21 protein-coding genes are annotated in these 21,921 nt (G+C 63.2%); 9 read left to right on the forward strand and 12 right to left on the reverse strand.

Going from position 1 to position 21,921, the window contains the following annotated elements; translation table 11 throughout:
* Positions 1 to 37: 37 nt before the first annotated feature.
* The 3 genes from ACYQ12_RS03485 to ACYQ12_RS03495 all read right to left on the reverse strand — a co-directional run bounded on the left by ACYQ12_RS03485 (position 38) and on the right by ACYQ12_RS03495 (position 2,522).
* A complete protein-coding gene (locus ACYQ12_RS03485; RefSeq protein WP_459867761.1) occupies positions 38 to 661 on the reverse strand; it encodes an NAD(P)H-dependent oxidoreductase in 624 nt (207 codons plus the stop codon).
* A 130-nt stretch (positions 662 to 791) separates the two neighbouring features.
* Positions 792 to 1,667, reverse strand: coding sequence for a LysR substrate-binding domain-containing protein (locus ACYQ12_RS03490; RefSeq protein ID WP_459867763.1), 876 nt, complete (start codon positions 1,665 to 1,667; stop codon positions 792 to 794).
* A 132-nt stretch (positions 1,668 to 1,799) separates the two neighbouring features.
* Positions 1,800 to 2,522, reverse strand: coding sequence for a response regulator transcription factor (locus tag ACYQ12_RS03495; RefSeq protein ID WP_459874457.1), 723 nt, complete (start codon positions 2,520 to 2,522; stop codon positions 1,800 to 1,802).
* Between the two features lie 139 nt (positions 2,523 to 2,661).
* On the opposite strand from ACYQ12_RS03495, the gene ACYQ12_RS03500 reads away from it, so the two are divergent.
* Both ACYQ12_RS03500 and ACYQ12_RS03505 read left to right on the forward strand, forming a co-directional pair.
* Entirely contained in the window at positions 2,662 to 3,177 is a 516-nt protein-coding gene (locus tag ACYQ12_RS03500) for a putative pterin-binding protein (RefSeq protein WP_459867766.1), read from the forward strand.
* A 22-nt stretch (positions 3,178 to 3,199) separates the two neighbouring features.
* A complete protein-coding gene (locus tag ACYQ12_RS03505) occupies positions 3,200 to 5,446 on the forward strand; it encodes an ATP-binding protein (RefSeq protein WP_459867769.1) in 2,247 nt (748 codons plus the stop codon).
* Positions 5,447 to 5,466: 20 nt separating this feature from the next.
* On the opposite strand, the gene ACYQ12_RS03510 is transcribed toward ACYQ12_RS03505, so the two are convergent.
* From ACYQ12_RS03510 to ACYQ12_RS03525, 4 genes are all read right to left on the reverse strand, one after another.
* Positions 5,467 to 6,627, reverse strand: a complete 1,161-nt coding sequence (locus ACYQ12_RS03510) for an EAL domain-containing protein (RefSeq protein ID WP_459867772.1) — start codon at positions 6,625 to 6,627, stop codon at positions 5,467 to 5,469.
* 79 nt (positions 6,628 to 6,706) lie between these two features.
* Positions 6,707 to 8,395 carry a methyl-accepting chemotaxis protein gene (locus ACYQ12_RS03515; RefSeq protein WP_459867775.1) on the reverse strand — a complete coding sequence of 563 codons (1,689 nt, stop codon included), beginning with the start codon at positions 8,393 to 8,395 and terminating at the stop codon, positions 6,707 to 6,709.
* Between the two features lie 221 nt (positions 8,396 to 8,616).
* Positions 8,617 to 9,729: an App1 family protein phosphatidate phosphatase gene (locus ACYQ12_RS03520; protein ID WP_459867778.1), complete on the reverse strand. Its 1,113-nt coding sequence runs from the start codon at positions 9,727 to 9,729 to the stop codon at positions 8,617 to 8,619.
* Positions 9,730 to 9,872: 143 nt separating this feature from the next.
* Positions 9,873 to 10,436, reverse strand: a complete 564-nt coding sequence (locus tag ACYQ12_RS03525) for a type 1 glutamine amidotransferase domain-containing protein (RefSeq protein WP_459867781.1) — start codon at positions 10,434 to 10,436, stop codon at positions 9,873 to 9,875.
* Between the two features lie 364 nt (positions 10,437 to 10,800).
* Between ACYQ12_RS03525 and ACYQ12_RS03530 the strand changes: the two genes are divergently transcribed.
* Positions 10,801 to 12,201 (forward strand): DNA recombination protein RmuC, encoded by a 1,401-nt coding sequence (locus ACYQ12_RS03530; protein WP_459867784.1) that lies wholly within the window; start codon positions 10,801 to 10,803, stop codon positions 12,199 to 12,201.
* Positions 12,202 to 12,272: 71 nt separating this feature from the next.
* Here ACYQ12_RS03530 and ACYQ12_RS03535 read toward each other — a convergent pair whose 3' ends face one another.
* Both ACYQ12_RS03535 and ACYQ12_RS03540 read right to left on the reverse strand, forming a co-directional pair.
* Positions 12,273 to 12,746, reverse strand: coding sequence for a Dps family protein (locus ACYQ12_RS03535; RefSeq protein ID WP_459867787.1), 474 nt, complete (start codon positions 12,744 to 12,746; stop codon positions 12,273 to 12,275).
* A gap of 186 nt (positions 12,747 to 12,932) precedes the next feature.
* On the reverse strand, positions 12,933 to 14,066 hold the full coding sequence (locus tag ACYQ12_RS03540; protein ID WP_459867790.1) for a glycerate kinase: 1,134 nt from the start codon (positions 14,064 to 14,066) through the stop codon (positions 12,933 to 12,935).
* Between the two features lie 222 nt (positions 14,067 to 14,288).
* Here ACYQ12_RS03540 and ACYQ12_RS03545 point away from each other — a divergent pair, with 222 nt between their 5' ends.
* Positions 14,289 to 14,864 (forward strand): hypothetical protein, encoded by a 576-nt coding sequence (locus tag ACYQ12_RS03545; protein WP_459867793.1) that lies wholly within the window; start codon positions 14,289 to 14,291, stop codon positions 14,862 to 14,864.
* Positions 14,861 to 15,238 carry a hypothetical protein gene (locus tag ACYQ12_RS03550; protein ID WP_459867796.1) on the forward strand — a complete coding sequence of 126 codons (378 nt, stop codon included), beginning with the start codon at positions 14,861 to 14,863 and terminating at the stop codon, positions 15,236 to 15,238. Before ACYQ12_RS03545 ends, ACYQ12_RS03550 begins: the two co-directional genes overlap by 4 nt.
* 24 nt (positions 15,239 to 15,262) lie before the next feature.
* On the opposite strand, the gene ACYQ12_RS03555 is transcribed toward ACYQ12_RS03550, so the two are convergent.
* The gene (locus tag ACYQ12_RS03555; RefSeq protein WP_459867799.1) at positions 15,263 to 15,688 is read right to left on the reverse strand and encodes an HIT domain-containing protein; all 426 of its coding nucleotides are present in this window, start codon (positions 15,686 to 15,688) and stop codon (positions 15,263 to 15,265) included.
* Positions 15,689 to 15,781: 93 nt separating this feature from the next.
* On the opposite strand from ACYQ12_RS03555, the gene ACYQ12_RS03560 reads away from it, so the two are divergent.
* The 4 genes from ACYQ12_RS03560 (at position 15,782) to ACYQ12_RS03575 (ending at position 19,170) form a co-directional block, all read left to right on the forward strand.
* On the forward strand, positions 15,782 to 16,528 hold the full coding sequence (locus ACYQ12_RS03560; RefSeq protein WP_459867802.1) for a sulfite exporter TauE/SafE family protein: 747 nt from the start codon (positions 15,782 to 15,784) through the stop codon (positions 16,526 to 16,528).
* Between the two features lie 127 nt (positions 16,529 to 16,655).
* Positions 16,656 to 16,754 (forward strand): entericidin A/B family lipoprotein, encoded by a 99-nt coding sequence (locus ACYQ12_RS03565; RefSeq protein WP_459874458.1) that lies wholly within the window; start codon positions 16,656 to 16,658, stop codon positions 16,752 to 16,754.
* A gap of 153 nt (positions 16,755 to 16,907) precedes the next feature.
* Positions 16,908 to 17,039, forward strand: a complete 132-nt coding sequence (locus tag ACYQ12_RS03570) for an entericidin A/B family lipoprotein (protein WP_459636427.1) — start codon at positions 16,908 to 16,910, stop codon at positions 17,037 to 17,039.
* Between the two features lie 445 nt (positions 17,040 to 17,484).
* Positions 17,485 to 19,170, forward strand: a complete 1,686-nt coding sequence (locus ACYQ12_RS03575; RefSeq protein ID WP_459867805.1) for a BCCT family transporter — start codon at positions 17,485 to 17,487, stop codon at positions 19,168 to 19,170.
* A 66-nt stretch (positions 19,171 to 19,236) separates the two neighbouring features.
* Here the strand turns inward: ACYQ12_RS03575 and ACYQ12_RS03580 are convergent, their stop codons facing one another.
* Together ACYQ12_RS03580 and ACYQ12_RS03585 are read right to left on the reverse strand one after the other, a co-directional pair.
* The gene (locus tag ACYQ12_RS03580; RefSeq protein WP_459867808.1) at positions 19,237 to 19,956 is read right to left on the reverse strand and encodes a 3'-5' exonuclease; all 720 of its coding nucleotides are present in this window, start codon (positions 19,954 to 19,956) and stop codon (positions 19,237 to 19,239) included.
* Positions 19,957 to 19,961: 5 nt separating this feature from the next.
* A complete protein-coding gene (locus tag ACYQ12_RS03585) occupies positions 19,962 to 21,875 on the reverse strand; it encodes a DUF294 nucleotidyltransferase-like domain-containing protein (protein ID WP_459867811.1) in 1,914 nt (637 codons plus the stop codon).
* Between the last annotated feature and the right edge of the window lie 46 nt (positions 21,876 to 21,921).

The following is a 21,921-nucleotide window of genomic DNA, read 5'->3' on the forward strand; positions in this document are numbered from 1 at the left end:
ACGGCCTTTCCGGTGTTGCCGGAAAGGCCGTGGCGTTTCAGACCTTCTCCGTCTCGAGCGGCTGGCTTGCGTTCGCACTCGCCTGGCCGATCACCTGACGCAGGTGAGCGCGATATTCGGCGACGTGGCGCTCGATCTCCGGCGCCTTGATGACATCGTTGGCCAGATAGGTGGGCAGTGCCTCGAGACCGATGAATTCCTGCGATTTGTGGAAGGGGAAGTAGACGGCATCCACACCGCGGCCTTCGAAAAAGTTGCCGGGTTCGTCGAAGGCCTCGCGGGGCGCGTTCCAGGTCAGCGACAGCATGTAGCGGCGCCCCTGAAGCAGTCCGCCGCTTCCGTAATGACGACTGGCGTCATGGCGCGAACGGCCATCGTTGGCATACAGCGACCCGTGACCGGCGGTCAGGACTTCATCAAGGTACTGCTTGACGATCCACGGCGCGCCCATCCACCAGCCGGGCATCTGATAGATGATGACATCGGCCCATAGAAACTTCTCCACTTCCTCCTCGACGTCATAGCCGGCGTCGACGTGCGTTTCCCGCAGGTCATGCCCGAGAGCGCCGAGCTCTTCCCTCGCCGTCTGGTGCAGCGTCGCGTTGTAGCGCCCACCGGAATGGGCAAAGGCTTTCTTGCCGTCGATCAACAGAATCTTCATGCACTGCTCCCTGGTTGTCGAATGCCACCGCAGCGGTGACATGGGCGATGCAGTGTCGATGCCTTAGACGAAAGGATAAAGACCGCTGGCTGCAAAAGTGCTTTGAGCGGAGCGTAAAGAAAGACGGCGGCTACAGACGCAGCCGTGGCGCGATGAAGTCGAGAAAGGCGCCGATGCGCGACACCAGGGAGGTATGCCGGTAATAGACCGCCTGAATCCGTTCGTACTCCTCGTGAGTCGTCTCGGCCAGTACGTCCTGCAGCCGGCCGTCCTTCAGGTCGTCATGAATCAGGAAATCGGCCAGACAGGCAATGCCCAGGCCGGACACGGCCATTTGGCGCAGCGCTTCGCCGCTCGACGAGGCCAGGGTCGGGCGGATCTCGTCGCCATTCCCCACCGGCCAGCGATTGAGCCACGCGGGATGCGTGAAGCCCAGCAGCGAATGGTCCTTCAGCGCGGCGGTATCCTGGGGAGCGCCGTGACGGGCCAGGTAGGCGGGGCTGGCCACCAGACGCCTTCGGCTTCTGCCCAAGGGACGAGCGTGCAGGCTGGAATCCTTGAGTTCCCCGATGCGGATGGCGATGTCGGTACGATTCTCCAGCAGGTCGATGTTGGTCTCGTGAGTGGTCAGTTCCAGGCGCACCTTGGGGTAATGGTGGTGGAAGACTTCCAGGTGCGGCACGATCTGATGCAACAGAAAGGGCGTGGCGGCATCGACACGCAGGCGTCCGGCGGGCTCGCGGCGACGCACGGCCAGGGTCTCTTCGGCACTTTCCAGATCGTTCAGCGCGCGGCGGGCCCGGTCAATGATGATATCGCCTTCCTCGGTGGTTTCGAGACGCCGGGTGGTGCGATTGATCAACGTCGATTCCAAGGCCGTTTCCAGGCGCGATACCGCCCTCGACAGGCGCGCCGGGCTCGTGCCCAGCATCTCGGCGGCAGCAGTGAAACTGCCGGCATCCACGACGGCCAGCAGCAGTTCCAGATCTTCCCAACGGCTCTTCATCTCGTATCCTGTCGGTGAAAACGCTCACAGCATAACGCGGTGGCGCACCGCCGGAGAGGCATCCAATGAAGGCCGGTGGCGCCTGGTTCCAGAGAACACGGGCGGACGATGCCCGTGGACCTTCACCCCACGCTAGTTTGTCGGGAGCGTATGCGACATCGTCGCAGCGGCTGTCTGGGTCTCGAGGCGATAGCCGTGCTGGTAGATGCTGCGCAGGCGCAGGCCGTGGCGGCCGTCGAGCTCGAGCTTGCGGCGCAGGCGGCTGATGTGGGTGTCGACGGTGCGGGTCGAGACGTCGCCCTTGATGCCCCAGATCACTTCGAGCAGGTGGGCGCGAGCGAGCAGTTCGCCGGAGTGGGTGAAAAGCAGCGTGGCCAGGCGGTATTCGCGTTCCGTCAGCGTCACGCTGCGGCCGTCGACATGCACGCTGCGGGTAGCGCTGTCGAGCCGGTAAGCGCCGATTCGTTCCAGGGAGGAGGGCGCCTGCAGCAGGCCCGCCCGACGTCCCAGGGCACTGACACGGGCATTCAGCTCGCGCGGACGCAGCGGCTTGGCCAGAAAATCGTCGGCTCCCTGACCCAGGGCCAGCACGACATCTTCCTCGTCGTGGCTGGCGGTGATGAAGAGGATCGGGCCGCGCCAGCCGTCGTGCTGACGCAGGTGCGCCATCATGTCCATGCCGCAGGCATCGGGAAGACGCCAGTCGAGGATCAGCAGGTCGAAGGTCTGCTGGGGCAGGGCGCGGCGCAGCTCGCTGGCTCGTCCGAACAGCGTCACCACGTGTCCCGCCGCTTCCAGGCACTGGGCGATGAAGGCCTGCTGGTCAAGGTCGTCTTCCAGAACGCCGATATGCATGTCATTGCCCCGCTTGTCTGGCGTATGCCTGTCATGGCTTATCGGCATCATAGGACGTCACCTTGATTGACACAAAGTTTCACAATCTAACGCTGCGGCCTCGGCCTATACTCCCGGGCATTTCGGGGAGGAATCCAGCATGCGGACATGGCTGAAGAAGACGTGGCAGGGGTGGGGTGTGGCGATGCTGGTGGTGCTGGCGGGGCCGGCCCAGGCGCTGGAGCCGCCGAGCGGGCCGGTGCTGCTCATCGTCGGCGGCAAGCTTGGCCAGACCAACGTCGGTGACGAGGCGCACTTCGACCGCACCATGCTACAGGCGCTCGAGCAACACGCCACGCGTACCCGTACGCCTTGGCATGACGATGCCGTGACGTTCGAAGGCCCGCTCGGGCGGGCGCTGCTCGAGGCGGTGGGGGGCGAGGGTGCGCATGCGATGCGCATCACGGCGCTCAACGACTATGCAGCCAGCGTGCCGGTCGCCGACTTCCTGCGGCACGACGTGATCCTGGCCATGTCCGCCGATGGACGACCGCTGCGGGTCCGCGATCACGGCCCGCTGTTCGTCATCTATCCTTTCGACGCTCAACCGGAACTGCTCAATGAAGAGATCCTTGCCCGCTCGGTCTGGCAGATCAAGCGCATCGACATCGAGTGAGCCGATTCTGCCGGCCGGGGGCGTGACGCTGCAGTCGCTGTTCTCGCGGCGATTTCGTATCGCCACCTTCGCCGCCATTCTGTTCTTTCTGGCGGCGCTGACGACGGGCGGCGTGATCCTCCAGCGCCATCAGGCACTGGAGAACAAGCTGCGGGAAAACCTGATCTGGATGACCTATCAGTTCGACCGCGAGGTGCGTGAATTCCGCTTTGTCCTGGAGGTGGAACGCGATGTCGCGCTCGAGGCACTCCTGCTGCGTCACGACATTCTCTACAGCCGCATGCAGCTGTTCCAGCACGGTGACATGGCTCGGGAACTGAGCAGGATCGACGTGCTCGAGATACCGGTCCAGCAGGCCATTCACCTGATCGAGACGATGGACGCACTGCTGCAGACGCTGCCCGAGGGCGCAGTGACGCTGCCCGAGTCGCTGAAGCTCCCGCTGCGCGTGGAAAGCGAGGCACTGCAGGACGTGGCCAGCACCATTCTGGTCGATACCAATGCCTACGTGGCCGGACAGCGCACGTTCGAGCGCAGTCGGCTGCTCGAACTCTACGGTCTGGCACTGGCGCTGATCGTCATGCTGATGATGTCGGGGGCCGTGTTGGTCCGCGCCCTGATCCGCGAGGGACGTGCCCGCCATGCGAAGGCACAGCTGCTGGAGCGCCGGGGCCGGGAACTGAACGAAGCCGTTGCGCGTGCCGAGGCAGCCAGTCGGGCCAAGTCGGAATTCATGGCGGTGATGAGCCATGAGATCCGCACCCCGCTCAACGGTGTGGTGGGCATGACCGAGCTGCTCTCCGGGGAGACGCTGACGCCGCGTGGCGGCGAATACCTGCAGGCGCTCAGGCAGAGCGCCACCGGCCTGCAGGCGGTGATCAACGACGTGCTCGACTACACCAAGATCGAATCCGGCGCACTGGATCTCGACATTCGGCCCTTCGAGCTGGCGACCTTCGTGGAGCAGCTCTGCAGCGGCTACCAGCTGCGTGCGCAGGGTTCCGCCGTCGCCTTCTGTCACCACGTCGACGATACGCTGCCGCATTGCGTGAGCGGCGAAGTCAATCGGCTGCGTCAGATCCTGTTGAACCTGCTCAACAATGCCTTCAAGTTCACGCCATCGGGGCTGGTCGAGCTGCGTGTCAGCGCCGCGTCGCCATCTCAGGTGCGCTTCGAGGTGCGCGATACCGGTTGCGGCATCGCGCGCGAGGACCAGGCGCGCCTGTTCGAACCCTTCACTCAGGTCGATACGTCCATCGCCCGCCGCCACGAGGGGACCGGGCTGGGCCTGGCAATCTGCCAGCGCCTGGTGCAGGCCATGGGCGGTGAATTGGGCGTCAACAGCCAGCCCGGCCTGGGAAGCCTGTTCTGGTTCGTCGTGGCGCTGCCCGAAGCGCCACGTCTTCAGGTCGAGCGGCATGACGACGCCTGCGCCGTCATGCCAAAGACGTATCGAATCCTGATCGTCGAGGACAACCCCATCAACCAGGTACTGACCCGGGCGATGCTGGAGCGGCTGGGCCAGCATGCCGAGGTGGTGGCGGACGGCGGCGAGGCACTGGAGCGCCTGCAGCGCGATGATGCGCCACGCTTCGATCTGGTGTTGATGGACATGCAGATGCCGGTGCTCGACGGTCTCGAGACCACGCGGCGCTGGCGGGCGACCGAAACCCGGGGACACCTGCCCATCGTCGCCATGACTGCCAATGTCATGCCCGAAGATCTCGAGCGCTGTCGGCAGAGTGGCATGGATGATGTGCTGTGCAAGCCATTCACCGGTGACGAGCTGTGTCGCACGCTCGTGCGCCAGTTGAGTCCGACGGCAAGGTCCACAGAGCCGGACGCGGGCGAAAGCGCCGTATCGCTCGCTCCCGCATCGGCCAACGGCGATGATATCGCCGGGACGGCGTTGCTCGACGCCGAGATCGGCGAGGAGCTGGCACAGACGCTGGATCGGGAGGCTCTGGATCGGCTGTTGCAGACCTATCTGACGCGCCTCGAGTCGCGTCTGGTGACTCTCGAGGCCGGCCTGGCCGCCGAGGACCGCCAGGCACTGCAGCGCGAGGCGCACTCGCTCAAGGGGGCCTCGGCGTCGCTGGGATGCGCGGCGATCGCCGCCGAGGCCGCGGCACTGGAAACGGCCGCGCCCACGGCCGCAAGGGAAGCCTTGCGTCACCACTTGGAGCAACTGGCGAGACTCAAGGAGGCGACGCGCGAGGCGCTGCGAGGGGCGGGGCTGCTGGTCGCCTCGGCGAAGGCGCTCGACTGAGCACCGCCGGGGCCGTGTGGCTACGCCGTCAGCAGCGGTAGCGCCGCCTGTTGCCGGTACCACCGGTCGAATTCCATGGCGGCCATCGGGCGGGCGAAGAGATAGCCCTGGCCCCGATGACAGCCGGCGTCCCTGAGCAGGTCGTGCTGGGGCCAGGTCTCGATGCCCTCCGCCACGACTTCGAGCCCCAGGCGTCTACCCAGGTCGACAGTGGCCAGGGTGATGGCCCGGGCTCCGCGATCGTGATCGCAGCGGGACACGAAGCTGCGATCCAGCTTCAGTTCGTCGAAGGGCAGGCGGTAGAGCTGGGTCATGGAAGAGTAGCCGGTGCCGAAGTCGTCCAGCGACAGACGGCAGCCGCGCTCGCGTAGCGCCGCCAGGACGTGACGGGCGTAGCCGAAACAGTCGATGCCCGACGATTCCGTCAGCTCCAGCGTCACGCCGTGCAGGTTTTCGGCATGTGGGGCGATCAGCCGATCGAACTTCGCTATCGCGTCGGGCGCCTTGAGCAGCAGCGGCGAAATGTTGACCGCCATCTCCAGTGACCAGCCGCACGCGAGCCAGCGATCGCGTTGGGCCAGCGCCCGTTCGAGCACGTGCCAGGTCAACTCGACGATCTGCTGGCTCTGCTCGGCCAGGGGAATGAAGCGGTCCGGCGATACCAGGCCCTGCTGCGGATCACGCCAGCGCACCAGTGCTTCGACACCGATGATCCTGCCGGACGGCAATTCGCGCTGGGGCTGGTAGGCCAGGAAGAGGTGTTCCTGGCGCATGGCCGCGGCGAGATCGTCGGCGGTGGGCGGCTTGTGCCAGGAGAGGTGTCGCAGCAATGGCACGAGGCGCGTCGCCAGGGCCGCCTTGGGAAGGAAGCCCAGCATGCGTAGGCCGCTGGTGCGTCCGAACCTTACCACTTCGTTTGCCGTCGTCTCTCCGCATCCACTGACCAGCAGAATGGCTGCGTCGAGGCGCAGGTCGTCGAGATATTCGATTACGTGTAGGCCCGTGAACTCGCCGAGATCGAAATCCAGCAGGATCAGGTCGGTATCGAGCAGTGCCGGCTGGCGGGCTAACTCGCCCAGGCCACTGGCTGTGGTGACGGTGTAGCCGCATCGGCCAAGCAGCAACTGGCCCAGGGTCTGGATTTCATTGTCATCGTCTATGATCAGGGCGCGCTGCGTCATGATGAGCTCCCGGTCGTCCGCAGTTGGCCGCCCCGGCTGTCAGCCGGAGCGGATTGTCGAGTTACCGCGGTCGGCGGGTTCAGAAGACTTCCCACTCGGAGACGGGCGATTTCGCCAAGGGTTTGCGAGGCGATGGCGAGGTCGAGGATACGGATGCTGCCGGCTGGCGGGCGGCGGATGCTGGCAGGCTGGCGGTCTCGGTGTGGCTCAGCCGGAAGGAAGCGATCAGGGCGCTGAGGCTTGCGGCCTGCTCGCGCATTCCGCCGGCGGCGTTGTTGGACTCCTCCACCAGTGCCGCGTTGTGCTGCGTCATGGTGTCGAGTTCGGTGACGGCGGTGTTGACCTGGGCGATGCCCAGATTCTGCTCCCGCGCGCCCGCGCTGATCTCGCCGATCACGTCGGTGACGCGGGCGATGCTGTCGACGATTTCCTGCATCGTCCGGCCGGTCTCCTTGACCAGCTTGGCACCGTACTGCGTGCGGGAGACCGACGTGTCGATCAATTCGCGGATGTCACGGGAGGCGTCGCTGGAACGGCTCGCCAGTGTGCGGACTTCCTGGGCGACCACGGCGAATCCGCGGCCATGCTCGCCGGCCCGGGCGGCCTCGACCGAGGCGTTGAGCGCCAGAATGTTGGTCTGGAAGGCAATGCCGTCGATCAGGCTGATGATCTCGCTGATCTGCTGTGACGAAGCGGTGATTTCGTCCATGGTGTTCTCGACCTGGCGCATGGCCTGGTGACCATGACGCACCACGTCGACCGTGGACTGCACCAGTTGGTTGGCCTGCTGGGCGGCCTCCGAGGTGTTGCTCACCGTGGCGGCGATCTCCTCCATGGAGGCGGAGGTTTCCTGCAGGCTGGAGGCCGCCTGCTCGGTACGCGCAGCCAGCTCCTGGCTGCCTCGGGCGATTTCGTCTGCGGCCTTGTTGACGCTCTGGGTGCTGGTGCGGACCGACTGCAGGGTGGTGTCGATACGCTCGATGAAGGCATTGAACTGGATCGCCAGTTCGCCGATCTCGTCGCTGCGGCTGTTGTCGATGCGGGCGGTGAGATCGCCATCGCCCTCGGTGATCTCCTTGATTCGCTGCGTGATGCGACGAATGGCGCGCGACATGAACAGCGGGCCCACGAGGGCGATGACCACGGCGGCGATGAAGACCAGGGCAGCGAAGATGGCGACGATGGACTGCCGAGTCCTGATGCGCTCCAGCGTAGCAGTCTCCAGGGCAAGTATCTTGATGTCGGCCGCTTCTCCGGCCGTGTTGTACAAACCGCGCAATGACTCGAAGGCGGTCAGCGAGTTGCCTTCGAGTTGTGCGATGGCTGCTGTCCTGTCGCCGTTTTCGTAAAGAGAAAAGACGCGTTCGGATTGTGTCGTCCAGTTGTTGTAGAGTGTCTCGAAGTTGGTGAACTCGCTGGTGATTTCGGGATAGGCGCTCAGCTTGTCGAGAAAGGTCTGCATGCCGTCATGGGCTTGCCGGGCATTTTCCCGGTAGTCCTCGAGAATGTCGGCCGATTTGTCGCTGTCCGGCGTGGTGCGCAGGTATTCGAGTTCCGCGACACGGGCCTGATACAGGTCGCGATCGGCATTCAGGACGGCGGAAGTGGCCTTGTTGAAGGTGTTGGCAAACTCGGCCATGCGCTGCTTGACGGAGTTGATCAGGAAGAAATCGGTCGTGACGATAATCAGCAATGCCAGCGCAACGCCGATAAAGGCGATGGCATATTTCACGCTGATTTTGTTGAAAGTCTTGCCCATGGTTTGCATTCTTTTGTCTCCCGGTAGAACCGAGTCATTGTGATGTTGAGAGCACATTACAATGGCAATGTCATGGGGTCGACAATGTGTCTCGTTATGTCACCTTTGTTCACCTTTAAGTTCAAACGTTCGCTAGTTAAAAGTATGGTTATTCGTTTTTACAATTAAGGTAATAGTAAAATATCTTCCTCTTTGGCCGCGTTTGAAATTACGAAGATTTGTAGATTCCGTCAGGTTTCACACTGCTGATCCTGACGGACGGCTTCCAGGCCGGCCGCGGAGATATAACCCTGCCGGTGAGCGTGCTCCGCCATCCTGGCGCTATCGGCCGCCAGTACCAGCGCACAGTTGGCCTGTGCCACGTCATCGGCAAGGCGCTGAATGGCCTGATCGCGCGATGCGTCGTTGCTGACGTTGCGGATATAGATGGCGGCAATGCGGTCGGGGTTCTCGCGAACGATCTGCGCGTAGACCTCGGGATCGTGCTGGCCACTGTCGCCGATAAGCACGAAGGATGACGTGTCGTAGAGCGACATGACCTTCTGGATGAGATGGTGCTTGTGATCCGTCGCCTTGCGCGGCCACGGGCGCTGCAGCGTCAATCCCCATTCGCGCAGAAACAGGATGGGCCCTACGGGAATGCGGTTGAGGTTGAAGAACTCCTCGAGGATCTCGTAGATGCTCCAGGGGCCGCGCGAGACGTAGACCATGGGCCTTTGACGGTCGCCCTCCTTGCCGTCGTAAAGCGCCTGGTAGAAGGCGGCGACGCCGGGAAAGGCCGTACGCTGGTGGGCTTTCTTGAGAAACAGCCGATAGAGCATCTTGAGCTTGTTGGCCACGCCGGTGTACATGACCGTGTCGTCGATATCGCTGATCACGATAAGGTCCGCTTCCACCCGGGGAATGTAAATATCGGCATTGGCGCAGACCGAATTGCGTTGATCCGCAATGATGTTCAGCTCGGCGGTGTGCCAGATACGGTCGGTGGGCAGTTCATGCTCGATACGCAGATGGGCATGAAAATAGCCGTCCCGATCCGTTTTGACCACGGTGCGCGTACCCGCCAGATCAATCGCGACATCGGTGTCCTTGATACCCCAGCGCACCATGCGCCGGAACAGATCGATGACGTCACGGCGCAGCGTTCCCTCGGGAACGTTCTTGCCCAGTTCGGGCTGGTGAAAGACTCGCCCCATCAGAAAGACTTCCTCTCGAGAGCCGTAGCCGCGATAGGTGTGAATCACCCAAGGGCCCTGACGTTGCTCCTTTCTGATCGGGCGCGAAGCGATGTGCAGCAGCTTCTTGAATACGTACATAAGATTGCTGGAAAAGCGATCGCGCATTCCCATTCCCTGGCGTTAGACCGCGTGACTTGAGACGAGCGTATTCCTTGTCTGTTGAAACTGGTACAGATTCGGCACGTTTTCAACAGAAAAGCCCACCCCGCCAAGCGGAGTGGGCTCGTTTCTTGCCTCGGCGGAGGTGATCAGGCGTGCTGTTCCGTGTGGCGCCCTTCGCAGATCTCCTCGACCAGCTTCGAGCAGAAAGCCTTTAGATCGTCCGGCTTGCGGCTGGTCACCAGGCCATGATCGACGACGACCTCCTGGTCGACCCAGTTGGCTCCGGCATTCTTGAGATCCAGCGAAACGGAAGGGAAGGACGTCATGGTGCGACCTTCGACGACACCTGCGTTGATCAACAGCCAAGGGCCGTGGCAGATCGCCCCTACCGGCTTGTGATCCTCGAAGAACGCCCGGGCGAAGGCGACCGCCTTGTCGTCCATGCGCAGGATATCGGGATTGATCTGGCCGCCTGGCAGTACCAAGGCGTGATAGTCGCTGGGGCGGGCGTCATCCAGTGACCGGTCGACCTTGTAGGTCTCGCTCCAGTCGGTCTTGTCCCACGCCTTGATGGTATCCTTCTCGGGCGAGACGATATGCACCTCGGCACCTGCCTCGAGCAGGGCGTCACGCGGTGCCGTCAGCTCGACTTCTTCGAAACCGTTGGTGGCAAGAATCGCGACACGTTTACCTTGCAGTTGTTGAGCCATCGTGACCTCCTAGTCGTGATGTCATGAATGGATGATGAAGATGAATAAGACCGCTAACTGCCGAAATATCCTTCATGCGCTTACTGCGTGTCCTGCTTCTTGAGCTTGGGATAGCTGGGAGAAACTTCAAGCGGTCGAATGTCGCGATTTGTTGCACGTTGCGTATGGCAGGGCTTGCCGCATGGGCGGCTTGACTTCAGGATGGGCAGGCACGACAGGCACTGTCCTGCCTGTTCACGGCTGCCGAGCCGTCGGCTTGTCCCTTACTCATGCAGGATGTTCCGTGTTCAGCTCCGCTCCGCTATCCGCATTGCCCGTGTCACTGCTCGTCGTCTTGTCGGCTGCCTTGGCGATGAGTCTCGTCATGCTCAGGCGACTTCGTCTAAGACTGCATCGTCAGGAGGAGGAAGCCGAGGTACTTCACCAGCGGCTGGCAGCGGCCCAGGCGGACCGGGAGCGTCTGGAGCGAGAGCTGGCGCAGAGCGACACTCTGCTCGACAGTGTGCGCGAGCAACATGTCGAGTTGCAGCGCCAGATGGATGAACGCGAGCGGCACCTGATGGATACCGGCGAGCGCCTGGCGACCCTGCGTGAACGCCATGCACGGCTGGAGGTCGAGCGCGACCAGGAGCGTGAGCATCACGGCGAGAAGCTGCGTCTGCTCGAGGAGGCGCGCGATCGCTTGAGCCGCGACTTCGAGACCTTGGCCGGGCGCATCTTCGACGAGCGCCAGCGCGCCTTCACGGCCCAGAGTCGTGAGAGCCTGGAGACGTTACTCAAGCCGTTTCGCGAACAGGTCGGCCATTTCCAGCGCCGCGTCGAAGAGCTGCATGGCCAGGAGATGCGCGAGCGCACCACGCTCAAGGTACAGATCGACCATCTTGCCGCCCTCAATCGTCAGATCACCGAAGAGGCCGCCAGTCTCACCCGGGCACTCAAGGGCGACAAGAAGATGCAGGGCAACTGGGGCGAGGTAATGCTGGAGTCGGTGCTCGAGCGCTCAGGCCTGCGCCGTGATCAGGAGTATCGGCGCGAGGTGGCGATCCAGGCCGAGGAGGGCCGGTTGCGTCCCGACGCGGTGATCTATCTGCCCGAGGACAAGCATCTGATCATCGATGCCAAGGTGTCGCTTAATGCCTACGTCGGCTATGTCAATGCCGAAAGCGACGGAGACCGGGATGCGGCGCTCAAGGCGCATCTCCAGGCCGTACGCCAGCACGTGCAGACCCTGTCGCGACGCGACTATCAGCGCCTGCCGGGGCTCAACTCGCCGGATTTCGTGTTTCTGTTCATGCCCGTGGAACCGGCCTTTGCGCTGGCCTTCCAGCACGACGATACGCTGTTCCAGGACGCCTTTGCCCAGGATATCGTCATCGTCACGCCCACGACGTTGCTGGCCAGCCTGCGTACCGTGGCGAGTCTTTGGAGCCTGGAACGCCAGAACGAGAATGCACGGCTGATCGCCGAGCGTGCCGGGCGTCTGCTCGACAAGTTTCGCGGCTTCGTCGACAGCCTCGATGAAGTGGGACGGCATCTGGAACGCGCTCAGGGAAGTTATCGCCAGGCCATGGGACGCCTGACCAGCGGGCAGGGCAGTCTGGTCAACCAGGCCGTGGCACTGCAGGGGCTCGGCGTGCGCATGAAACGCGAGCTGCCGGTTCATCTGACCCAGGCCGCCGCCGCATCCACCGCGGATGCGCCGCGCAATGTCGCCTGCAAGGCGACCGATCTCGACGATGATCCGGCCTTGGGCGGGCCGCAGTAGCATGCCTCATGCCCGCATAAAAAAACGCTGCCTTCCGGCAGCGCTCTTCGATGCGAATCGGCTTGTCGACTTCAGCCCAGGTAAGCGGAAAGCATCCACACGGTCTTTTCCTGCTCACCGATATAATCGCTGATCTGGGACGCGGTCCCTTCGTCGCCCGTGTCGCCTGCCACGGCAACGATTTCACGCTGCAGTTCGATCAGCGCCTGATAGCCCTGAATCAAGCCACGCACGCAGTTTTCACCGCTATGAACGTCTTTGTCTTCCGCGATGCGTGACAGCTTGAAATAGTCGCTGTAGGCATGAATCGGTTGATGACCCAGCGTCAGGATACGCTCGGCGACTTCATCCACCTTGGTCAGCAGGTCGGTGTAGATTTCCTCGAACTTGTTGTGCAGTTCGAAAAACTGCGGCCCCTTGACGTTCCAGTGATAGCCACGCGCGTTCATGTAAAAGATCTGGTAGTTGGCCAGCAGCGCATTGAGTCGGTCGGCGAGCTGGCTGGCGCTGGCTGACTGCAGACCAATGGCGTTGGTATCGGACATGTTGCTACCTCCTTGCTAAACGATGCTACGAGTGTAGAACGTGGCGTCGACGCCGGAAAACGGATAATCACCATGACCGGCATAGGCCTATCCTATGAAATGGCGATGCCCCTGACATTTTCAAGTCCCATCGTGCAATACGCTGCTGCCCGTCATGCATGCATTGATTTCACCCTCTCAGGCCGCCTAGCGTTTGATCGACCACAGTCGGCCGATGGCTTCGGCGCGGTCGGCGAGCAGCTCTGCGCAGCGCGTCAGCGCGTCATCCAGCGCCAGCGGACCGTCGGCCAGTGCGAAGACGGCGGTGACGCCTTCGTCATGGGCCGCCTGCCAGCCGGAGCCGAGACTGCCGGCCAGCACCAGGGTCGGCACGCCGAGCTGGCGCGCGCGCCGCGCGATTCCCACCGGGGTCTTGCCCGACAGGCTCTGGCCGTCGAGTCGCCCCTCGCCGGTGATGACCAGATGTGCCCCCTCGGCGAGCTGCTCGAATCCGGCCTGTTCCATGACCAGGTCGATGCCTGGGCGGAGCGTGGCGCCCAGGAAAGCGCGCGCTGCGAATCCCATGCCCCCGGCCGCGCCCGCGCCCGGCAGATCGCGGTAATCCTCGCCGATCGCCCGGGCGGTGAGATCCGCGAAATGCTCCAGCGCGATGTCGAGGCGGCCGATATCGGCTTCGCTGGCGCCTTTCTGCGGGCCGAATACCGCACTGGCGCCGCGTGTTCCCAGCAAAGGATTGTCCACGTCGACGGCCGTTTCCACGACGAGACCGGACAGGCGCGGGTCGAGACCCGCAAGGTCCAGCCGCTCGAGCTGAGCCAGCGCTGCACCGCCGGGAGGCAATTCGTGGCCATGGCGATCCAGAAGCCGGGCGCCCAAGGCACTCAGCATCCCCGCACCGGCATCGTTGGTGGCGCTGCCGCCCAGGGTGAGGACGAGTTTGCGTGCACCGGCATTGAGCGCCTCACGGACCAGCTCGCCCACGCCGTAGGTGGTGCTGTGCAGCGCGGTGCGCTCGCTGCGGAACAGCTGCTGCAGGCCGCTGGCCTGGGCGAGCTCCACGTAGGCGGTGCGCGACTCGGCCAGCCAGCCCCAGCACGCGGTGGTCGGCCGGCCCAGTGCATCCTGAACCTGCGCCTCGCGGCGTTCGGCCTGCGTGGCGGCGAGCAGGGCATCGAGGGTCCCCTCGCCGCCATCGCCCATCGGACACAGGTGTAGCGCGGAAAGCGGCAGGACCCGGCCCAGCCCCTCGGCGATGGCGGCGGCGGCGTCACGGGCCGAAAGAGCGTCCTTGTAGCTGTCGGGAGCGATGACGATCTTCATGATGGTGTCTTCATGCTGGCAGGGGCTCCTGGATACGCCTCGGAGGGCATCATTGTGAATGGCCAGGCCTCCATGCTAACGCGACGGGCTGGCAGGGTCACCGGGCCGCCTGGCCCGGATCGGCGGCGAGCCGGGCAGAGTGACGAATGCGACGTTGCGCAAGCGATAAGCGCGCCCTGGCCTGTTAGACTGAGGATATGCTATCTGCCGTGAGGAAGCGTCATGTCCATTTCGTGTCGATTCTGGCTGTTGCCCGCCCTGGCGGCGCTCGGCGGCTGTCAGGCGCTGTCGCCCAGCGATCCGCTTGCCGTCCAGCCGCAGGCCGCTCTGCCGGAAGAGTGTCAGTGGCAAGCGCAGGGCGATTCCCTGGCGTGGCTGCGCGCGACCAGTGAAGCGCTTGAGGCCGAGGGGTACGTGATTCGGGATACCGATGCCGAACTCGGGCTGGTCAGCGCCGAGCGCAGCACCGCTCAGCCCGGCCTGGGGGCCGTGGATCGCAGTTTCTGGGGACGCTCCGGTTTCTGGGGCAGCTTTGGCCTGGGGGGGCGGCACGGCTATTCGCTGGGCTACTTCCAGCGCTTTGGCGGCGACCCGGTGCGGATAGAGCGGGTCTCGGTCACCGCGCCCGGGGACATCGTCCGGGTGACACGCGATTCACAGGTGGTCGACATCGACGGTTATCTGCTCGATGCCCGGCCGGACATGTCCGCAAGTTTCTGCCAGCGCCTTCGAGAGTCCATCGAGTCACGCCTGGCCCGCCGCGAGTCTCAGCTCTCAACGGGAGGGGACGCCCCATGATTCGTCTGCAGCGCATCCTGACGTCTCTGCTGCTTCTGGCCTCCCTGATGATGCTGGGCGGTTGTGCGTTCTCTCCCACTCAGCCCGAAACCCGCAGCATCACGGTAGCCGCCGAGCGCGACCAGGCGCTGCGTGCCGGGCTAGAGATGCTCGTCGAGCGCGGTTTCGTGATTCGCCACGCCGATGTCGACCTGGGGCGTGTCGACGCCATCCTCGCCTCGCGTCCCGCCTACGAGGTGCGCTATGACGTGGAGACCGAGAATGGTTCGACGCGCATTGCACTGTCGGGGCGACGCGGCGGTCAGCCGCTGGCCCCGATCACCTTCGATCCACTGCTCAATGACATCTCGGCGCGTCTGGGACTGGCGCCCTGATGGGCGTCGGCCGACATGCGGCGGTCAGCGCTCGGGGGCGTTCCCTTCGAACAGCGGGCGTAGTCGCTCACGCAGGCGGGCGAGAGTGTCTTCGTCGTAAGGCTCCGGCGTTCCCTGCCCCCACACCGGGGCTGGCCAGGCAGCGTCGTCACGGCGTCGCGCGATGACGTGCAGATGCAACTGCGCGACCTGGTTGCCGAGGGTCGCCAGGTTGAGCTTGTCGCCTGCGCTGGTCTGCATCAATCCCTGGCCGAGCGTCGTGGCTTCCTGCCAAAGACGGGCCTGATCGGCGGTCGACAGTTCATAGACCTCGCTAATATCGGCCTGGCGCGGCACCAGGACCAGCCACGCAAAGCGTCGATCATTCATCACCCGAACCTGGCATAGCGGCAAATCGGCGAGAAAGTGAGTGTCGGCCTCGAGGCGGGGGTGCAAGGTGAAGTGAGACATGAGAAGGGAGTCGTCGCAGCGGCAGTGGCGATCTATGGTACACCCTTCGACCGCAACGCTCGATGCGGCATTACACATACGGGGAGACGATGCATGGGATTGTGGGAAGGGCTGGCGCTGGTGGTGACCGGCATGGTCGCCGGTTTCATCAATGTGCTATCGGCAGGGGGCTCGATGCTGACCCTGCCGATGCTGATGTTTCTGGGCATGCCGCCTCAGGTGGCCAACGGCACCAACCGGGTGTCGATTACCTTGCAGAGCATCTCCGCGGTGAGTGGCTTCTTCCGCGCCGGTGCCCATGAGATCGGGCTCAGCCTGCGCCTGTCGCTGCCGGCCGTGGCAGGCTCTCTGCTGGGGGCCTGGCTGGCCATGCAGGTGCCGGATGCCCTGTTCGAGGCGGTGCTGATCACGGCGATGGTGGTTGCCTCCGTGATGTTGCTGCTGCCGCAACCGGCCCTGGACACACGCAAGCTGACGCCCGAGCGACTGTCCCTGGCGGTGTATGCGGCCATGTTCGTGATCGGCCTCTACGGCGGATTCATTCAGGTCGGTGTCGGCGTGCTGTTCATCGTCGTGCTTTATCGCATGCTCAGGATCGATCTGGCCCAGGTCAATGTGTTCAAGGTCTTCATCGTACTGGTCTACACCTTGCCGGCTCTGGCGCTGTTCATGTTCAACGGCCAGGTGCGCTGGGGGCCGGGACTACTGCTGGCAGCCGGCAGCATGACCGGTGCCTGGCTGGCGGTACGAGTCAACATGGGGCCTCGCGGCGCCTTGTGGGTCAAGTGGCTGACCCTGGCCGTCATCGTGGCAATCGTCCTGCGCCTGTTGCTGGGTTGAGCTGCCCCACGTCAGGAAGCGGCATTTTCTCGCTCCGCCTGCTACGTTTCGTAGTGTGGCTTCGCCGTGTTCAGGCCCGTCAACAGGAGGATAAGGCATGAAGCGTATGGCATGGTTGGTGACAGGTATGTTGGTGCTGGCATTGCTCAGTGGTTGTAACACTCTCCGTGGTGCGGGGGAGGACATCGAGCGGGGTGGGGAAGCCGTTCAGAACGCTGCCAGCTGATCACCCGCGCACATCGGGGAGATCCGACGGCACCGCTCTGCCGCGATAAATGGCAAGATTGCTCAAGCCCTGTTAGGCTGAAAACCACGTTCCGAAACGGAATGGGAACGCTCTGGAGAGCGTCATGAATCTCACGTTAAGGAGGACTTCGTCATGAAAAAGCTTTTCGCACTGACATTCGCCATGCTGGTTTCCGCCAGCCTGCTGGCCGGTTGCAACACTATCGGTGGCGCCGGTGAAGATATCGAGCAGGGTGGCGAGGCCGTTCAGGACGCCGCCAACTAAGCAAGGCTTCCGCCCGGCTCATGCCGGGCGGAAGGTATCGCCGCCATCCCCTAAGCGCTTGTCTCTGAGCCTGATGACATTAAACGACATTCATCATTTAGAGCGCTTGCGCTGACTCCCTCCACTCCCCGGGTTGCGCACAGGAACCCTTGCGCGTTGCGAACTCTTCCGCCGGTATCACCGATAACTCTCCCATCCTCGCACCCGTTCGGCAGGGATTTCGTAATTGCCCGGTTTTGTTTCCTATACTGGTCATGACGCTTTAGCCCATGCATGATGTGCGGCCGCGTCATGGTCGTTCGGCCAAGAAGGCCGAACGGTATGTGATAACAATTAGGGTACTAGCGAACATGGTGGCCGCTCCTGGCGGGCCAAGGCAGTGGCCAAGCCACGCTAGCGACGTTTATACGCCCTTGAATCCGCCATTCACCGACGGAGAGCGCTTGTGGCAAGACAACCTCATCAAGACCAAGACCAAGACTCTACCCCCGATTCGCAGGAAGCGTCCGAGGGAATTCCCGCGCCGGAAGGCCCGGCAAACCTCATCGACACCGATTATGTGATCGGTCAGGACAATGTGGCCTCGCGCAAGTTCGGCGTGGACTTCGATCTGCACGGCAAGGTCTTCACGATCTCCTCGCTGGTGATTCTGTTTTTCGTGATCATCACCCTGGCGTTGCAGAATCAGGTCGATCCCCTTTTCAATGGCGCGAAAAACTGGCTGACGAGCAATCTGACCTGGTTCTTCCTTCTGGCAGCCAACATCTTCGTGATTCTGACCGTCGTGCTAATCTTCACGCCGCTGGGAAAGGTACGTCTCGGCGGGGCGGATGCCAAGCCGGATTACAGCTACGCGGGCTGGTTCGCCATGCTGTTCGCCGCGGGCATGGGCATCGGCCTGATGTTCTACGGCGTCTCCGAACCCCTGACCCACTTCGGGACTTCCCTGGGCGGTATCGAAATGGGCGATAACGGTGTCCGCACCGATTGGGCCCCGCTGGGAGCCGCCGGAGGTGACGAGCAGGAGGCCATCTCGCTGGCCATGGCCGCCACCATTTTCCACTGGGGCCTGCATCCCTGGGGTATCTATGCCGTGGTGGCGCTGGCGTTGGCACTCTTCTCGTTCAACAAGGGCCTGCCGCTGACCATGCGCTCGATCTTCTACCCGATTCTGGGGGAGCGCGTCTGGGGCTGGCCGGGCCACATCATCGATATCCTGGCGGTGTTCGCCACCCTGTTCGGTCTGGCCACTTCGCTCGGCCTCGGTGCCTCCCAGGCTTCCGCCGGGCTGGGCTATCTGTTCGGCATCCCGAACACCACGGTCACCATGGTCATCCTGATTATGGGGATTACCCTGGTAGCGCTGGGCTCGGTCGTGGCCGGGGTCGACAAGGGCGTGCAGCGGCTGTCGCAGGTCAACATGATACTGGCCTTTCTACTGCTGTTGTTCGTGATCATCGTCGGACCGACGATGATGATCGCCACCGGTTTCTTCGAGAATCTGGCCTCCTACATCACTCATCTGCCGGCGCTGTCCAATCCTTTCGGCCGTGAGGATGCCAACTTCAGCGAGGGATGGACCGCTTTCTACTGGGCATGGTGGGTCAGCTGGTCGCCCTTCGTCGGCATGTTCATCGCCCGTGTCAGCCGTGGCCGTACGGTGCGTGAGTTCCTGATCGCCGTGCTGCTGGTACCTTCACTGGTCTCGGTGCTGTGGATGACCGCCTTCGGTGGCACGGCCATTCATCAATTGGTGGCCAGCGGCTTCGAAGGTGTCAGGGATGCGGATCTGGAACTGCAACTGTTCGTGATGCTCGGTCAACTGCCGTGGACCTCCATTACCTCGTTCATCGGTATCGTGCTGGTCATGGTGTTCTTCATTACCTCGTCGGATTCCGGCTCGTTGGTGATCGACACCATCACTGCCGGCGGCAAGGTGGACGCACCCAAGCCTCAGCGGGTGTTCTGGGCACTCATCGAAGGGGCAATCGCCATTGCCCTGCTGCTCGGTGGCGGACTGACCGCCCTGCAGGCTGCGGTCATCACTACCGGGCTGCCGTTCACCCTGGTACTGCTGGCGGCGTGCTATGCGATCATCAAGGGCTTGATGAGCGAGCCCAAAGCGCGTTGAACGGACGTCGTTCCTGAGTGACCAAGGCGGCCTGCGGGCCGCCTTTTTCATGTTGCGGGGGCGGTATCAGCTCCAGAGGTCGCCGATAGGCGTCTGCGGCGTGTAGTGCCGGGCAATCTGTGCCTGCAGCAGTTCCGCCGTGGCCAGGGCGTCGATCAGCGCATGGTGGCCCTGATAGGCCGGTAGGCCGTAGCGGGCACGGCTGTCGTGCAAGCGGATCGAGGCTGGCGGCCGGCCGATCCAGCGCTGAAACCGGGCCCACATGGACTGCCGATAACGGCGCGCTTCCAGCGACATGGTATCGATGACCGGAAACAGGGCACCTTCGCCGCGGCGCGCCTTGATCGCCGCATTGAGGAAGGGGCGCTCGATGTGCCGGTAATGAACCACGACCAGGCGTCCGGCCATGGCGGCCAGCATGTCGTCGAGAATCGCGTCGAAATCCGGGGCATCGGCGATCTTCGAATGGGTGATGCGGTGAAACTTGATCGACTCTTCATTCAACGAGCGTGAGGGACGCACCACCCAGTAGCGGCGCTGCGCCAGTGCAATGCGGCGCAGGGTGAAGGGCACCAGGCCCAGGCTGACGATGGCGTGACGCTGTTCGTCAAGGCCGGTGGTTTCCATGTCCAGCGCGACCATGGGCGCCTCGCTGATGGGCATGTCCGCTGTCAGGGTATTGGCGGCAAAGAAGCGCTTGAGGCTCGGATCACGAGCCGTATCGGCCCGGTGGGACAGATACTCGGGCCAGTCGGGACGACTGGCGGTGTGGCGAAAGGGTGGCATGCGAATCAACGCTGACGAGAAATGGGGTAGCGGAAACCGAGAAACTTCTGGGCATTGCTCAGCACATGGAAGGCCTCCTTGAGGTTGTGGCGCTCGCTGTCGGAGAGATTCTCCGGTTCGACATTGTTGTCCGGAGCGCGCTCCTGCTCGATATCCAGCACCTGATGACGAAGGCGCACCATGCTGATGAACTCCAGCGCATAGCGGATGCGTTCACCGCTGCCTTCCGGCAGTAGCTGGGTCTTGGCGATATCGTCGAGACGTTCGAAGGAGTTCTGGGCGCGGGAGCCGCAGGCCAGGGCGTGCACGCGGATCAGGTCGACCATGGGGGCCGTGCCGCGGCGCTTCAGATTGATCGAGTTGTTGTGCTTGCCGTCCTGCTCCATCACGAAGGTGCGGAAAAATCCCAGCGGCGGTGTACGGTTGAGGGCGTTGCGCGCCATGGCGGCCAGGAACGGCGGGCTCTGCGAGGCCTTCTCCGCGACCAGATCCTGCAATTGTTCGACGAAGGCCTCCTCGCCATGCACGCTGTCCAGGTCAAAGAAGATCGAGCTGTGCAGCAGCCGTTCCGGGCTGGGCTGATCGATCCAGTCGCTGAAGTAGCGCTTCCAGACCGCGAGCGGCTGGCGCCAGCGGTCGTTGGTGGCCATGATGTCGCCCTTGCACAAGGTGTAGCCGCAGGCATCCAGCCCATTGGTGACCCGTTTCGCCAACTCGACGAAATAGGCGTCGTGCTGCGCGGGATCGAAGCGGTCGTCCAGTACCAGGGCGTTGTCCTGGTCGGTGACGATGGATTGTTCGTTGCGCGCCATCGAGCCCAGCGCCATGAAGCAGTAGGGCACGGGAGGCGGGCCGAGCTCTGCCTCGGCGAGCTCCAGCAGGCGCCGGGTGAAGCTGCGACCGATGGTGGCCAGGGCGCTGCCCACCATCTGCGAATTGGCACCCTCGGCTATCATGTGCACGAAGGCTTCGCGAACATTGGCGCCAAGGCGCGCCAGCTCCTTGGCGCTGGTCTGGTTGAAGATGCTGCTGACCAGGTAGAGACTGCTGTGCGTCTCGTAGCGGATGATGTCCGACAGGTGCAGCACCCCCACGGGGCGTCGACGATGCAGCACCGGCAGATGCTGGATGTTGTTGCGCAACATGCACAGCATGGCCTCGTGAACCGATTCGTCCGACTGAATGGTGATCGGCTGGCCGTGGAGGATTTCACCGGCCGTCACGTTCGCCGGAAGCCCGGCGGCCAGTACCCGGGTGCGGAAGTCGAGATCGGTGAGAATGCCCACCATCGTCCATGACTGGCCCTGCTCGTCGACAAAGGTACGGCGGGCGTCGCTGTCAAGGGTAGCGTCGGACGTGCTGAAGACCAGCACCGAGGTGACGTTCTCCTCGTTCATGCGCTGCGCGGCCTCCTGCACCGAGGCTGAGGTCTCGATCATGACCGGCCGGCGGGTCAGCAGCTTGCGCACCCGGGTGATCATCATGTTGTTGTTCTTGCGGTACTGTTCCACCGTGGCCTCGAGGCGCGGACGTTCCACCTCGACGAAATCGGCGAAATGCTCGTCTTCCTCGCACAGGCGGGAGAAGATGCTATCGGGAATGAAGTAGATTAGCGTGTCTTCGATCGCCCGGGCGGGAAAGCTCACCCGATGGCTGCGCAGCAGGCTGAAGTGACCGAAGATGTCGCCTTCGCTCAGACGATTGTAGAGTTCGCCGTTGCGACGAAAGATTTCCACCGCCCCGCTGCGGATGTAGTGCAGGTCGTGGATCTCATCGCCATGCTGATGGATAGCCGCCCCCGCCTGAAAGTAGGCCACCTCGACATGGCTGGCGACCTCGTCGAGCAATTCGTCGGAAAGGGCGTCGAAAGGTGCGAAACGTCCCATGTGCTCGCGGATTTCCAGCAGCTCGACATCCATGGCGCGGCCCTTACAATGAGTATTTACCGGTGAGTCTGGCGCGCCG

This window comes from Halomonas shantousis, from assembly GCF_054654615.1.

Coding starts and splice junctions, on each gene's coding strand:
- ACYQ12_RS03485 (WP_459867761.1), bottom strand. CDS start 661: ATGAAGATTCTGTTGATCGACGGCAAGAAAGCCTTTGCCCATTCCGGT.
- ACYQ12_RS03490 (WP_459867763.1), bottom strand. CDS start 1,667: ATGAAGAGCCGTTGGGAAGATCTGGAACTGCTGCTGGCCGTCGTGGAT.
- ACYQ12_RS03495 (WP_459874457.1), bottom strand. CDS start 2,522: ATGCATATCGGCGTTCTGGAAGACGACCTTGACCAGCAGGCCTTCATC.
- ACYQ12_RS03500 (WP_459867766.1), top strand. CDS start 2,662: ATGCGGACATGGCTGAAGAAGACGTGGCAGGGGTGGGGTGTGGCGATG.
- ACYQ12_RS03510 (WP_459867772.1), bottom strand. CDS start 6,627: ATGACGCAGCGCGCCCTGATCATAGACGATGACAATGAAATCCAGACC.
- ACYQ12_RS03515 (WP_459867775.1), bottom strand. CDS start 8,395: ATGCAAACCATGGGCAAGACTTTCAACAAAATCAGCGTGAAATATGCC.
- ACYQ12_RS03520 (WP_459867778.1), bottom strand. CDS start 9,729: ATGCGCGATCGCTTTTCCAGCAATCTTATGTACGTATTCAAGAAGCTG.
- ACYQ12_RS03525 (WP_459867781.1), bottom strand. CDS start 10,436: ATGGCTCAACAACTGCAAGGTAAACGTGTCGCGATTCTTGCCACCAAC.
- ACYQ12_RS03530 (WP_459867784.1), top strand. CDS start 10,801: ATGCTCAGGCGACTTCGTCTAAGACTGCATCGTCAGGAGGAGGAAGCC.
- ACYQ12_RS03535 (WP_459867787.1), bottom strand. CDS start 12,746: ATGTCCGATACCAACGCCATTGGTCTGCAGTCAGCCAGCGCCAGCCAG.
- ACYQ12_RS03540 (WP_459867790.1), bottom strand. CDS start 14,066: ATGAAGATCGTCATCGCTCCCGACAGCTACAAGGACGCTCTTTCGGCC.
- ACYQ12_RS03545 (WP_459867793.1), top strand. CDS start 14,289: ATGTCCATTTCGTGTCGATTCTGGCTGTTGCCCGCCCTGGCGGCGCTC.
- ACYQ12_RS03550 (WP_459867796.1), top strand. CDS start 14,861: ATGATTCGTCTGCAGCGCATCCTGACGTCTCTGCTGCTTCTGGCCTCC.
- ACYQ12_RS03555 (WP_459867799.1), bottom strand. CDS start 15,688: ATGTCTCACTTCACCTTGCACCCCCGCCTCGAGGCCGACACTCACTTT.
- ACYQ12_RS03560 (WP_459867802.1), top strand. CDS start 15,782: ATGGGATTGTGGGAAGGGCTGGCGCTGGTGGTGACCGGCATGGTCGCC.
- ACYQ12_RS03565 (WP_459874458.1), top strand. CDS start 16,656: ATGTTGGTGCTGGCATTGCTCAGTGGTTGTAACACTCTCCGTGGTGCG.
- ACYQ12_RS03570 (WP_459636427.1), top strand. CDS start 16,908: ATGAAAAAGCTTTTCGCACTGACATTCGCCATGCTGGTTTCCGCCAGC.
- ACYQ12_RS03580 (WP_459867808.1), bottom strand. CDS start 19,956: ATGCCACCCTTTCGCCACACCGCCAGTCGTCCCGACTGGCCCGAGTAT.
- ACYQ12_RS03585 (WP_459867811.1), bottom strand. CDS start 21,875: ATGGATGTCGAGCTGCTGGAAATCCGCGAGCACATGGGACGTTTCGCA.